At 65.7% G+C, this 12,181-nt stretch carries 13 protein-coding genes; 5 read left to right on the forward strand and 8 right to left on the reverse strand.

Features of this window, described 5'->3' with window-relative positions; genetic code table 11:
* The first annotated feature begins 1 nt into the window (after position 1).
* From KIT79_03695 to KIT79_03715, 5 genes are all read left to right on the forward strand, one after another.
* Positions 2 to 1,735, forward strand: coding sequence for a peptide-binding protein (locus tag KIT79_03695; GenBank protein MCW5828401.1), 1,734 nt, complete (start codon positions 2 to 4; stop codon positions 1,733 to 1,735).
* A gap of 17 nt (positions 1,736 to 1,752) precedes the next feature.
* A complete protein-coding gene (locus KIT79_03700; protein MCW5828402.1) occupies positions 1,753 to 2,760 on the forward strand; it encodes an ABC transporter permease in 1,008 nt (335 codons plus the stop codon).
* A gap of 206 nt (positions 2,761 to 2,966) precedes the next feature.
* The gene (locus tag KIT79_03705) at positions 2,967 to 3,743 is read left to right on the forward strand and encodes an ABC transporter permease (GenBank protein MCW5828403.1); all 777 of its coding nucleotides are present in this window, start codon (positions 2,967 to 2,969) and stop codon (positions 3,741 to 3,743) included.
* Between the two features lie 99 nt (positions 3,744 to 3,842).
* A complete protein-coding gene (locus tag KIT79_03710) occupies positions 3,843 to 4,559 on the forward strand; it encodes a hypothetical protein (GenBank protein MCW5828404.1) in 717 nt (238 codons plus the stop codon).
* Positions 4,560 to 4,590: 31 nt separating this feature from the next.
* Entirely contained in the window at positions 4,591 to 5,580 is a 990-nt protein-coding gene (locus KIT79_03715) for an ABC transporter ATP-binding protein (protein ID MCW5828405.1), read from the forward strand.
* Between the two features lie 74 nt (positions 5,581 to 5,654).
* Here the strand turns inward: KIT79_03715 and KIT79_03720 are convergent, their stop codons facing one another.
* From KIT79_03720 to KIT79_03755, 8 genes are all read right to left on the reverse strand, one after another.
* Positions 5,655 to 6,251 (reverse strand): prepilin-type N-terminal cleavage/methylation domain-containing protein, encoded by a 597-nt coding sequence (locus KIT79_03720; GenBank protein MCW5828406.1) that lies wholly within the window; start codon positions 6,249 to 6,251, stop codon positions 5,655 to 5,657.
* A gap of 299 nt (positions 6,252 to 6,550) precedes the next feature.
* Positions 6,551 to 7,936, reverse strand: a complete 1,386-nt coding sequence (locus KIT79_03725; GenBank protein ID MCW5828407.1) for a sigma-54-dependent Fis family transcriptional regulator — start codon at positions 7,934 to 7,936, stop codon at positions 6,551 to 6,553.
* 298 nt (positions 7,937 to 8,234) lie between these two features.
* Positions 8,235 to 9,173, reverse strand: coding sequence for an MBL fold metallo-hydrolase (locus KIT79_03730; GenBank protein MCW5828408.1), 939 nt, complete (start codon positions 9,171 to 9,173; stop codon positions 8,235 to 8,237).
* Positions 9,170 to 9,883 carry an SDR family oxidoreductase gene (locus KIT79_03735; GenBank protein ID MCW5828409.1) on the reverse strand — a complete coding sequence of 238 codons (714 nt, stop codon included), beginning with the start codon at positions 9,881 to 9,883 and terminating at the stop codon, positions 9,170 to 9,172. The genes KIT79_03730 and KIT79_03735 overlap by 4 nt, the downstream gene beginning before the upstream one ends.
* A gap of 5 nt (positions 9,884 to 9,888) precedes the next feature.
* Positions 9,889 to 10,491 (reverse strand): GTP cyclohydrolase I, encoded by a 603-nt coding sequence (locus tag KIT79_03740; protein ID MCW5828410.1) that lies wholly within the window; start codon positions 10,489 to 10,491, stop codon positions 9,889 to 9,891.
* 4 nt (positions 10,492 to 10,495) lie between these two features.
* A complete protein-coding gene (gene queD / locus KIT79_03745) occupies positions 10,496 to 10,861 on the reverse strand; it encodes a 6-carboxytetrahydropterin synthase QueD (GenBank protein MCW5828411.1) in 366 nt (121 codons plus the stop codon).
* A gap of 92 nt (positions 10,862 to 10,953) precedes the next feature.
* Entirely contained in the window at positions 10,954 to 11,298 is a 345-nt protein-coding gene (locus KIT79_03750) for a hypothetical protein (protein ID MCW5828412.1), read from the reverse strand.
* A 192-nt stretch (positions 11,299 to 11,490) separates the two neighbouring features.
* The gene (locus tag KIT79_03755; protein MCW5828413.1) at positions 11,491 to 12,168 is read right to left on the reverse strand and encodes an outer membrane beta-barrel protein; all 678 of its coding nucleotides are present in this window, start codon (positions 12,166 to 12,168) and stop codon (positions 11,491 to 11,493) included.
* Positions 12,169 to 12,181 lie beyond the last annotated feature (13 nt).

Here is a 12,181-nt window from a genome sequence, read left to right on the forward strand (position 1 = left end):
CTTGAAAACCCATCCGATCGTGCTGGCGCTTTGCCTGTCTTTCGCCCTCGCCCTCTCCACGGCCGCCACCGGCTGCAAGACGACCCGGGGAACCCGGCCCGCGGAAGAAGCAGGGGCGGCAGCCGGGGCGCAGCCTTCGCTTCCGGCGGTCGCCACCGAAGTCTCCGCCGAAGGAGAACCGGTGAGCGGCGACTGGCTGGTGAGAAACCTCGGAAGCAACCCGCCCACGCTGAACCCCATCCTGTCGAACGACACGTCATCGGGCGCGGTGCTCGCCTTCCTGTTCGAGTCGCTGGTGGAGCGCGACCTGAAGACCCTGGACTACAAGCCGCTGCTCGCCGAGAGCTGGACCGTGGGCGAGGACCAGAGGACGTTCACCTTCAGGATCCGGCAGGGGGTGAAGTTCCACGACGGCACCCCCATGACGATCGAGGACGTGGTTTTTTCCTACGAGCGGATGCTGGATCCCGAAGTGGATGCCGCCGAGAAGCGGTCCTACTTCTCGCAGCTCGAACACATCCGGCAAACGGGCCCCGACACCATCGAGTGCAAGTACAAGGAAGTGTATTTCCTTGCGCTCGCCATCTGCGGCTCGGTGGAGATCATCCCCAGGCACTACTACGGCGGAGCAAAGGGCAAGGCGTTCAACACCCAGCCCGCCAACGAAAAGCCGGTCGGCACCGGCCCCCTCCGGTTCGTCGAGTGGAAGCGCGGCGAAACGCTGACGCTGGCACGGTTCGACGGCTACTGGGGGCCGAAGGACCAGCAGCTCAACGTGGAGCGGATGCTGTTCCGGTTCATCGTCGATCCCGAGGCTGAGTTCATCAACTTCACCAAGGGCGACCAGGACACACTCGCCGTCCGGCCGGAAAAATGGTTCCGCGAGGCGGCCGAGCCCGGTTTCGCGTCGAAGTTCCACCGTCTGGAGTTCGACTTCCCGGCCTATTTCTACATCGGCTGGAACATGCGAAAGCCGCAGTTCGCCGACGCGAATACCCGCGTCGCCCTGCATCACCTGATCGACCGCGACCTGATCGCCCGGCAGATCTACCGGGGGCTCGCCCGGCCGATCAACAGCATCGAGTTCGACAAGTCGCCCTACTGGAACCCCCATCTTGCGACACGGACCTACGACCCGCAGAAGGCGGCCGCCCTGCTCGCCCAGGCGGGCTGGACCGACAGCGACGGCGACGGAATCCTGGACCGGGACGGGCAGCGGCTGGAGTTCACGCTGCTGATCGTGCAGGGGAACCCCGAGGGCGAGCAGCTCGCCACCAACTTCCAGGACACGCTGAAGCGCGCCGGAATCAGGCTGAACATCGCCATGCTGGACTGGGCGAACCTGCTGAAGAAACTGGACAAGCGCGACTTCGACGCCGCCATGCTGGGCTGGGCCCTGTCGGTCGATCCTGACCCCTACCAGCTCTGGCACTCGTCCCAGGCCGGTATCGAGGGGAGCAGCAACTATCCCGGTTTTCGCAACCCCCGCGTGGACGAGCTGATCGAGATGAACCGGAGGGAACTGGACCGCGACCGGCGGATCCCCATCCTTCAGGAGATCCAGAAGATCATCTACGACGAGGCTCCGTATCTCTTCCTGTTCAGCCGGAGATCAACGCTGGCCGTCTCGAACCGGTTCCGGAACATCCGGTTCTACACCCCCCGGCCCTGCATCGACTACCGGGAGTGGTTCGTCCCCCGGCAGCTCCAGAAATACACTCCCGTGTCGCCGTGAGTTAGGGTCCGGACCCGGTGCGCACGTATCTCATCCGTCGGTTCCTGCTGATGATCCCGACCCTGTTCGGGATCACGCTCATCACCTTCTTCATCATGAAGGCGGCGCCGGGAGACACGGCGACGCTCCGGGCGGCCTCGGCCGTGCAGGGCGAAACCGATCCGGCCGTGCGGGAACAGATCCTGCGCGAGGTCCGGGCGCTGTACGGGGACGACCAGCCGCTCCTCGTCCAGTACGGCACCTGGCTGAAGCGGATCATCACGTTCGATTTCGGCGAGAGCCGCCTCTACCGGCGGCCCGTCATGGACACGATACTCGACGCCCTGCCGGTCACACTCGCCCTGAACGTGATCTCGGTGTTCATCATCTACCTTATCACGGTCCCCTGGGGGGTGTATTCATCCACCATCGTCGGAAAGAAGCTGGACGTGGCCGTTTCCACCGTCCTGTTCCTTCTCTACTCGATCCCCTCGTTCTGGGGAGCGATGATGCTGGTGCTGTTCTTCGCCAGCGGCATCTATTTCGACTGGTTCCCGGTCACGGGGATCCGGTCGGTGGGCGCGGAGAGCTGGCCCTGGTGGCGGCAACTGGCCGACTACGCCCGCCACTTCACGCTGCCCGTCTTCTGCTATGTCTATGGGAGCCTCGCGTTCCTCTCCCGGTTCGTCCGCTCGACGATGCTCGAAAACCTGTCGGCCGACCACGTCCGCACGGCCCGCGCCAAGGGGCTGTCCGAGACGGCCGTGCTGCTCCATCACGCCTTCAGGACCGGCCTCATCCCCATCGTCACCCTGCTCGGCTACCTGCTTCCGGGGCTGATCGGCGGCTCGGTCATCATCGAGAGCATCTTCAGCATACCGGGGCTGGGGCGCCTGGGGTTCGATGCGATCCTCAACTACGACTACCCGCTCATCATGGCCATCACGACCATTTCGGCCCTGCTGACGCTGGCCGGGATGCTGCTCTCCGATTTCCTCTACTCCGTGGTCGATCCCCGGATCCGGTTCGACGGGGAGCGGACATGAAAGAGCTGCTGAAGGGGCTTTACGCCGATGCCCTGATCGGGGCCGCCACGACGATGGTCCTCGCCGTGGGGCTGCTCGCCATCTTCGCGCCGGTGATCGCCAACGACCGCCCGGTGGCCATGCGGCTCGACGGGGAACTGCTGTTTCCCGCCATCCGCGAGGACGGCCGGACCCGGACGCTTTCCCGCGACGAGCTCATCACCCGGATGACCGCAGACGACTGGGCCATCTGGCCCATCCACGACCAGTCGCCCTACACGAACAACCTCGCCCGGCGGCTGGAGCCGCCCTCGGCGGAGCATCCGTTCGGGACCGACCAGAACGGCCGCGACGTGCTGGCCCGGATCATCCACGGCGGGCGGGTGTCGCTCGCCGTGGGCTTCGTCTCGATGGGGATCGCGCTCGTCATCGGCATCCTGATCGGCGCGCTGGCGGGCTGGTTCGGCGGGAAGACCGACATGGCGATCTCCCGGTTCATCGAGATCGTGATCTGCTTTCCCACGTTCTTCCTGATCCTCACGGTCATGGCCTTCTGGCCGCCGTCGATCTGGAACATCATGATCGTCATCGGCATCACCGGCTGGACCGGCATCGCCCGCCTCGTCCGGGGGGAGGTCCTCCGCATCAGGAACGAGGAGTTCGTCCTGGCGGCGCAGGTGACCGGGGCCCGCCAGATGACCGTCCTGTTCCGCCATGTGCTGCCCCACGCGCTCGCGCCGGTGATCGTCTCGGCGGCGTTCAGCGTGGCCGGCGCCATGCTGACCGAAAGCTCGCTCAGTTTCCTCGGTTTCGGGGTCCAGCCCCCCACCTCCAGCTGGGGCCAGATCCTGGGCCAGTCGAAGCCCTATGTCCGGACCGCCTGGTGGCTCGTCGTGTTTCCGGGGGTGGTCCTGTTCCTGTCGATCACGGCCTACAACATCCTGGGGGACCGGCTCCGCGAGCGGTCCGACCCCCGGAGCGTCCGCCGGTCCCGCTCCCGGTGACAGGGTCCAGCCCCCGGTTTGGCACCTTGCTTCCAGGCGGATATGGTATCCTGATACAGCGGTATCCGGACCGGTGAAGCCGGATACGCAGGAGATTGCATGGCTCCTCCCAAAAAGCGGCTCGGAGAAATCCTGATCGAGGCGAACGCCATCGACGAGATGCAGCTCAAGACCGCCCTCTCGGAACAGAAACGGTGGGGGGACCGGCTGGGCAACGTGCTGATCGCCCTCGGTTTCGTTGACGAGGGCACGATGGCGAAAGCCCTCTCCAGCCACCTCAAGATTCCGAGCGTGAACCTCACGAAGCAGGAAATCCCGGCGGAGATCATCGCCATGCTGGATGCCGAGCGTGCCCGGAAGTTCGGCGTCATTCCGGTCATGTTCAAGAAGGAAGGCACCCGCAAGACGCTGTACCTGGCCATGAGCGACCCGACGAACCTGCCCGCCCTCGACGAGATCGGGTTCGCCTCCGGCTGCCAGATCAAGCCGGTCGTCGCCGTCGATTCCCAGATCCAGGCCATGCTGGCCAAGCATTACGGCGGGGCGGATACCTTTGAGCGGAGCTACGGGGTGTCTACCGGGTTTCGCGGCGGCACCGACGCGGACGCCGGCTACCGCCTGCAGCAGGAGATGATGGACCGGTCTCAGAACCTGGAGCCCGCCCCCGCCCGGCGGGAACCGCCCCCGGCTCCTTCCCCGGCGGGCGATGGCGGGCGGCCCAGGCCTTCCAAGGAGATGCTGGCCCTGATCCGGATCCTGTCGCGCAAGGGAATCATCACCAAGGAAGAGTTCATCGAGGAGTTCCGGAACCTCTGAAGCACCGGGTCCGGTCCCAGACGCCGCCTCCATGCCACTACTGGAAATCAGGGATCTCACCGTCACCTTCGGCAGCGGCGATGCGGCCGTGAAGGCCATTGACCGCCTCTCGCTCGACATCAGCCGCGGCGAGACGGTTTGCCTCGTGGGGGAATCGGGCTGCGGGAAGTCACTGACGGCGCTCTCGATCCTGGGGCTTGTACCGAAGCCAGCGGGAAAGATCGCCGGCGGGTCCATCCGGTTCGACGGCGTGGATCTGGGCTCCCTGCCCGAAAAGGAGCTCCGGAAGATCCGGGGCCGCCGGATCGCCATGATATTCCAGGAGCCGATGACAAGCCTGAACCCCGTGCTCACCGTTGGCCGCCAGATCGGCGAGGTCCTGGAGGTCCACATGGGCATGAGCCGGCGGGCCGCCCGGGACCGTGCGGTGGAGCTGCTGACCAAAGTGGGGATTCCGGCCCCGCAGACCCGGGTGGACGAATACCCGCACCAGATGTCGGGCGGGATGCGCCAGCGCGTGATGATCGCCATGGCGCTGGCCTGCGGGCCCGATCTTCTCATCGCCGACGAGCCCACCACCGCGCTGGACGTCACGATCCAGGCACAGATCCTCGACCTGATCCGGTCGCTCAAGCAGGAGTCCGGCATGGGGACGCTGCTCATCACCCATGACATGGGCGTCGTCGCCGAGATGGCCGACCGGGTGGCGGTCATGTACGCGGGCCGGAAGGCCGAGGAGGCCCCGGCCGGGGAACTGTTCGCCCGGCCCTCGCACCCCTACACGCGGGGACTCCTGAGCTCGGTTCCCCACCCCGACCCCGCCACCGGCAGCACGAAATACCTCAAGCGGATCAGCACGATCCCGGGCTCGGTGCCGGAGCTGAAGCAGCTCGGCACAGGCTGCCACTTCGCCGGCCGCTGTCCGCTGGAAGAACCCCGCTGCCGGGACGGGGAACCGCCCCTCGCACCGGCCGGTTCGGCCCACCGGTGGGCCTGCTGGGTGACTCAAGGCGCGGCCTGATCTCCCCAAAAACAGGACCGCTCCCCTTTGGGGGGAGCGGTCCGGCATCAAGCCAAGCGAGACTGGCTGTCAGATCAGCTGCAGTCCGCCGTCGTCGTGTCGTTGCACGAGGCAGCGCCAGCGGAATCCAGCGGGGCCGCGCCGTCAGCCAGGTCGTCCAGGCACATGGCCGGTTCGCGGCCGCCGGTGTTCGACACGTTGAAACGGTCGGATGCCGTGCCGTCCAGGTTCGGGTCACCGCACATGGCGGCATTGTATGCCGTGCCACGGGCAGGCGTCCCGCCGTCATCGGTGATGAGCAGGTTGATGTGCGGCTCGTAGGTCACCGCCGACAGCGCGCAGCCGCCACCACCCGGGTTGCACACGTTCGAAACGGTCGGGTTGACTGCATTCGTGTACAGCTTGATCGGGGAGGCGATACCGAAACCGGCGTTGTAGAGGTCCGTGTAGCCGGCAACGGAGGCCGCGGCAGTCGCCGCGTTGAAGTTCATGCCTTCCATCGTCGCCGCCTGGGCGCCAACGACGGCCTGCAGAATCACCTTGGCTTCAGAACGGCGCGAGTTCGCCATGAACTTGAGGAACCGCGGCACCGCGACTGCGGCCAGAATACCGATGATCGCCACGACGACCATCAGCTCAATGAGCGTAAAACCTTTGTTTTTCTTCTTCATGATGAGTTTCTTCCTTTTCCTTTTCTTCTTGCGTGACTTTGCCTGATGGCAGGCCAGCCAGCTTGTCTTGTTGCGCTGACAGTATGAGCAAGCCACATGCCATTTACCAATCGCGGCAGATGCTTATTCTTTCAATAATTACAGCCATTTATATGAGTCCCATACCGGTACGGTTTTTGTTGGCCCATTTACGGCAACATGCACCTGCCAAAGTGACGTTTTTCGTCACTCAAAGTGCCGCTGAGCGTCACTCCGGATATTGTCCACAACCCGGTTATGCGGCGCGTCAAAGGCGGGTTTCAGGCCTTCAGCCCATACTCCTTCACCTTCCGGTAGAGCGTCGCCTTGCCGATACCCAGGAGCGTCGCCGCCTCGGCGACGTTGCGGCCGCAAAGCTCCAGAGCCTTCTCGCAGGCCTGGCGTTCAAGCTGCTCCAGCGTCGGAAACCGCTCCCGCGTCCAGCCGGTTCCCGCCGCGCTGGCCGCCACCGCCGGAGCGGGGACGACGCCGCCGGGCGCTGCCATCTGGCCGAACGGGGGCACGTCGGCGGCGGTGATGTATTCGCCCCGCGCCATGAGCGCCGACCGGTAGACGTGGTTTTCCAGTTCGCGCACGTTCCCCGGATAGTCGTGGCTCTGGAGCAGCTCGATCGCATCCGGCGAGATGCCCCGGATGAGACGGCCTTCCTCGCGGTTGAACTTGGCGAGGAAATGCCCGGCCAGCGGAACGATATCCTCCCGGCGCTCGCGCAGCGGGGGCACCCGGATCGGAAAGACGTTGAGCCGGTAAAAGAGATCCTCGCGGAACGTCCCCTCGCGCACCATGTCGTCCAGCCGCCGGTGGGTGGCGGCCACCACGCGGACATCGGCCTTCACCGTCTCCGCTCCGCCCACGCGCTCGAAGGTCCGCTCCTGCAGGACCCGCAGGAGCTTGGCCTGGAGGTTCAGGTCCATCTCGCCGATTTCGTCCAGAAACAGCGTACCCCCGGCAGCCGCCTCCACCTTGCCGATGCGGCGGGCGATGGCGCCGGTGAAGGCGCCCTTTTCATGCCCGAACAGCTCGCTCTCGATCAGGTTTTCAGGGATCGCCGCGCAGTTGACCGCAATGAACGGCCCCTTCGACCGCGCCGAGTTGAAATGGATCGCCTTCGCCAGCAGTTCCTTGCCCGTGCCGCTTTCGCCGGAGACCATCACCGTCACACTGGATGACACGACACGCTCCAGCGCCTGGAATACCTCGTTCATCGCACGCGAGCGGCCGACGATGTTACGGAACGAGAACCGCTCGCCGGCGGCCGTCTCCAGCTGGTCCACGCGGGTTTCCAGGCGGCGGTGCGCGACGGCATTGCGGACCGCGGTCGCCAGCCGCTGGAGGTCGGTGGGCTTGAGGATGTAGTCGCGGGCCCCGTGGCGGAGCGCCTGCACCGCCGAATCGAGCGTCGATTGCGCCGTCACCATGATGACCGGAAGCTGCGGGTTGCGGCCGCGCAGCGACTGGAGGAGTTCCAGGCCGTCCATCTCGGGCATCTGCACGTCCGACACGACGCACTCGATCTCCGGCGAGTAGCGGGCGAGCCCCTCCACGCCGTTCGTCGCCTGCACGACATCGTGCCCGTCGGCGCGAAGGTGCTCGGTCACGAGCCTGAGGAAATTGGGGTCGTCATCAACGACCAGCACGCGGGCCAAACGGGAAACTCCCAGCGGGAAACCTTCAGCGGTTTCACCGGGGCGGCCCTCACCACCTCAAATTGAGAAGGGACTGTATCACATTGAGAAACATTCTCAATATGAAACTCATGAACGGATACAGTACGAAGTGCCTAAGGCCATAGAAAATGGCGTAATTTCAGCATGTTATCTGGAATACCCAGCCGTCATCCCGTTGGCACAACAACTGCTTTTCAGGAGGCTCAGAGCACTTCTCCTCCTCAAACATGGCCCCGGGCGTCTACTCCCCAGACGCCCGGGGCTCCTCTTTCCGGTGCTATTTCTGAAGGTAGTGGGCGATGCCCTTCGCGTTGATCTCGTGATCCAGTTCGAGACTGTCATTCTCCGGTGCACCGGCCGGCACGCCGCGGGCCGACAGTTCCCGGCCGACCTCGCGGCGGAGCCCGTCGCGGACCGGCTCCCAGCCGGGGCCCGCCGCTTTCGCAATCTCCACGAACCGGCCGATCCAGTCCCGGCTCCCGGCCAGTTCCTCCACCGTCCCCAGCGAGAAGTGGGTGAAATAAAGGCGCGGGAGCCCGAGCGATCCGATCCGCTCCATCGTGCGGACCAGTTCCGGCGGATCGAACTCCGAGGGCGACGTGGTGGGCAGTGCCGGAACAAAACCGTAGTTGCGGAACCACGGATACCGGACTCCGGCGTTGTCGCCGGTAAAAACGCCCCGGGAAGCGGGATCGGTCACGACAAAGTGGTGACGGGCGTGTCCGGCCATGTGAAGGCACCCAAACCGCCGCCCGGTGGAGAGCTCCACGTGGCCGCCATCCGGAATCTCCACGACCCGCTCCGCCGGGACCGGTACAATGGGCGCGAACTGCCGGTCGAAGCTATCGCCGTAGACCGCCCGCGCACCGGCCATGAGCCGCGAGGGATCAACGAGATGCCGCCCCCCGCGGGGATGCACCGCCAGCTTTGCGTTCGGGAGCCGTTCCAGCAGCCATCCGGTCCCGCCCGCATGGTCCAGGTGGATATGGGTGACGATGACCCACTCGACCGCGGCGGCCGGTATCGCCAGCGTCTCCAGCGACTTCAGGATGCGCCAGGCAAGCGGCGCGGCGCCCGTTTCGATGACGGCGGCGGCCCGCGCATCGCCCACGATGTAGGCGCAGGTCCGCTCCGCCCTTCCGCCTTCGAGCAGGTCCACACAGTGAACGCCGGAGCCCAGATCCGCCGGCGGGACGAACTCCCCGGTTCCGTTCATGGCCACATCTCCACCGTCGTCCCCGCCAGCGACGCCCCGGCATCGGAGCAGGCGAAGACGGCCACGCGGGCGACCTCGGCCGGGTCAAGGGCCGTCTCCGCGTCCGGCAGCGTCTCCCGCAGCATGTCGGTGCGGACCGAGCCAAGCTGGATGGCGACCACCCGGACGCCGTGCGGCTTGCCTTCGACATGGGCCACGTCGGTCAGGCCCTGGAGGCCGTATTTGGAGGCCGAATAGGCCGCGAAACCGGGGAACTTCGGGAGCCCCAGCTTGGCCGACACGCTCGACACGTTGATGATGACGCCGCCTTTCTGCGCCGTCATCAGCTTCATCGCTTCCGAGCAGATCTCAAAGGGTGCGAGCAGGTTCACCTCCAGCACTCTCAGAAACTGATCGCGGGTCAGCTCGCCCAGCGACCGGACGATGTTGATACCGGCATTATTGACTACAATGTCAATTCGCCCGAAGCGGGCGGCCGCCTGCCGGACGAGCCCCGCGCCCGTTCCGGGCGTTTCGAGCAGGCCCGGAAGCGCGATCACTTCGGCGCCGGCGGCCTTCAGCTCCGCCGCGACCGGGGCGGCCGATCCGGCGGAGCGGGAATGGACGGCGAGACGGGCCCCCTGCCGGGCCAGCTCCAGCGCCACGGCGCGGCCGATGCCGCGCGAGGCGCCGGTCACCAGGGCCACTTTTCCCTCCAGCGATCCCTGCATGCCGCCTAAAGCCCCGCCGATCTCAGGAATTCGTCACGCTGGCGGCGGCTCCGGCGGAATGTGCCGCTGAACGCCGTCGTCACGACGCGGGCCCCATGCTTCTTGGGGCCCCGCGAGCACATGCAGAGCTGCTCGGCCTCGATCCGGACGGCGACGCCCCTGGGCCGGAGCACCCGGTCAACCGACTTCAGGATCTGGTCGGTCATCCGCTCCTGGGTCTGGAACCGGTGGGCGAAGCAGTCCACCACCCGCCCGATGGCCGAAAACCCGGTCACTGTCTTTCCCGGCACGTAGGCGATGGCGGCGCGGCCGACGAACGGGAGGAGGTGGTGGCAGCAGATGGAGGTGAAGGCGATGTCGCGGACGATGATCATCTGGCCGCTGAACGCCTCGATCGGCTCGGTCTTGAGGAGCGCCGCCGGATCCTGCCCGTATCCGTCCAGAACCTCGGACGGCCAGTCGCGGGCGACGATCCGGGGGAGCGAGCGGACATAAGGGTCGTCCACGCCAAGGCCCGTGAGGAAATCCCGCATGGATTTCGCGACGAGCGTGGAACGGCCCCGGCTGTCCGCCCGTTTCCGCTGCGTCTTTTTCCGCTGGGCTGCCAACTGCTCAGGCCGCCCGCTCGTCTTCGCCGCCCCGGTAGGTCACGTACGAATCGTGCGTCTCGTAGAGTTTCACCTCGAACAGGCCGGGAAGGTCCGGCCTGATCTGGTTCCAGATCCACATGGCGATGTTCTCGCAGGAGGGGAGCGGGATGTGGTTGTTCAGGAAGTTGTGGTCGAGTTTCACCAGCACGCGGCCGCGGACGATGCCATCCAGGTCGTCGAAATCGAGGACCATCCCGGTTTCGGGATTAACCCTGCCCTTTACGGTCACGTAGAGGAGGTAGCTGTGGCCATGCAGGTTCTGGCAGAGCCCGTCGTGATTGGGGATCTGGTGGGACGAATGGAAGCGGAATTCCCGTGTGAGCAGCATGCAGAACCTCGCCTCCGGGGAACCTATCCGTCCCCGGCCCCGGCGAGCAACCCCGGTGTCACGCGGGCAGGGAGTAAAGGAGTATTCCGGCCTTACGCCTCGGCGAAAGCCGTTACGGGGGCCGATTCCGGCAGGTTTTCCGGCTTGTGGGCGAGCCGTGCGCCGCACTGTTCGGCGACGCTGCAAACGGCCGAGGCGGCCGTCATGGCGTCCGATTCGATCACCGCATCCTTCCAGTCCAGGACCACGTGGTCGAGATCGCCAAGGGCCTGCCGGGCGCCCATGAGCTGGAGAATCAGCGCCTGGGCGGCGGCATCGTCAACCAGCCCGTCGAGCTGCCACTGTTCCAGGCCGAACGCGGGCGGATGCCGGCGAAGCCGGGCCTGGTCCCCCAGGGGGACCACCCGCGTGGCGGTTCTGAAGCTGACAGCGCCCATCTATGCCTGACTCCCTGAAAACCGGTTTCAAACGGCCGGAGGCCCCCCGCTCGGAGGGCCTCCGGAGTTACCAGTGAACATGGCCATGACTGGACGATCGACAAGGGGGCTGAAAAGAAAAGGCGCGACCCCAAGGGGCCGCGCCTTACCCGGTTCCCGGTGCCCTTCCTTCCGGGGAAAGGCCCGTGAATATCAGCGGTCGAGCGAGATACCGAGTCCCACCGTCAGGCGGTGGTAGTCGCCCTTCACCTCGCCAAAACCGCGCATGTAGGTGTAGGTCGGTGCCAGATAGACGTTCACCAGCGCGTACATCTTGACGCCCACGCCCACGTTGAACACGCCGCCGTTGCCGCTCGTGGAGCCGGTGCCGATGTTCGACCTGTTGAACATCAGGCCGCCGCCAAGGAACCCGAACGGGACGATTTCCTTCGGAATCGCCATGACGCCGCGCCAGTTGGGGAACTCCGCCTGGCCATTCAGCGTGAAGAGATAGTCGTTGGCGCTGCCACCGAAGGCGCTGAACCGCTGCCAGGCGAACTCCGGCCGCACGCCGAAGGCGACGAACGGCGCAGGCTCGATCTCGTATTGCGCGTCGCGGTTGGAGGTGCGGAACAGGATGACTCCCGACCCGCCCAGCGTGAAGCCACCCTTGCCGTCGGCGTTCACGTAACCGGTCGAAATGTCACCCGTCCGCTCCCACAGCTTGATCCGGTATCCGCCGTCATCCTGGGCGCGGGCGGGAGCCGCCGCCAGCACCAGGCCACACAGCGCCGCCATGACCGCGAGCTTCAGTTTCATTGTCCTGTTCCCCTTCTTGCCCATAGTTCCCGTTTCCATCGAGTGCCGGTTCATGCTGATGCCGTTCATCACTGGGTACCGCCCT

It is taken from the genome of Deltaproteobacteria bacterium (assembly GCA_026129095.1).
Taxonomy (GTDB): Bacteria; JAGRBM01; JAGRBM01; order JAGRBM01; family JAHCIT01; genus JAHCIT01.

What these genes read in the sequence shown, in the direction of transcription:
- KIT79_03715 (MCW5828405.1), top strand. Translation starts at nt 4,591, where the DNA reads ATGCCACTACTGGAAATCAGGGATCTCACCGTCACCTTCGGCAGCGGC.
- KIT79_03735 (MCW5828409.1), bottom strand. Translation starts at nt 9,883, where the DNA reads ATGCAGGGATCGCTGGAGGGAAAAGTGGCCCTGGTGACCGGCGCCTCG.
- KIT79_03750 (MCW5828412.1), bottom strand. Translation starts at nt 11,298, where the DNA reads ATGGGCGCTGTCAGCTTCAGAACCGCCACGCGGGTGGTCCCCCTGGGG.
- KIT79_03730 (MCW5828408.1), bottom strand. Translation starts at nt 9,173, where the DNA reads ATGAACGGAACCGGGGAGTTCGTCCCGCCGGCGGATCTGGGCTCCGGC.
- KIT79_03705 (MCW5828403.1), top strand. Translation starts at nt 2,967, where the DNA reads ATGACCGCAGACGACTGGGCCATCTGGCCCATCCACGACCAGTCGCCC.
- KIT79_03720 (MCW5828406.1), bottom strand. Translation starts at nt 6,251, where the DNA reads ATGAAGAAGAAAAACAAAGGTTTTACGCTCATTGAGCTGATGGTCGTC.
- queD (MCW5828411.1), bottom strand. Translation starts at nt 10,861, where the DNA reads ATGCTGCTCACACGGGAATTCCGCTTCCATTCGTCCCACCAGATCCCC.
- KIT79_03710 (MCW5828404.1), top strand. Translation starts at nt 3,843, where the DNA reads ATGGCTCCTCCCAAAAAGCGGCTCGGAGAAATCCTGATCGAGGCGAAC.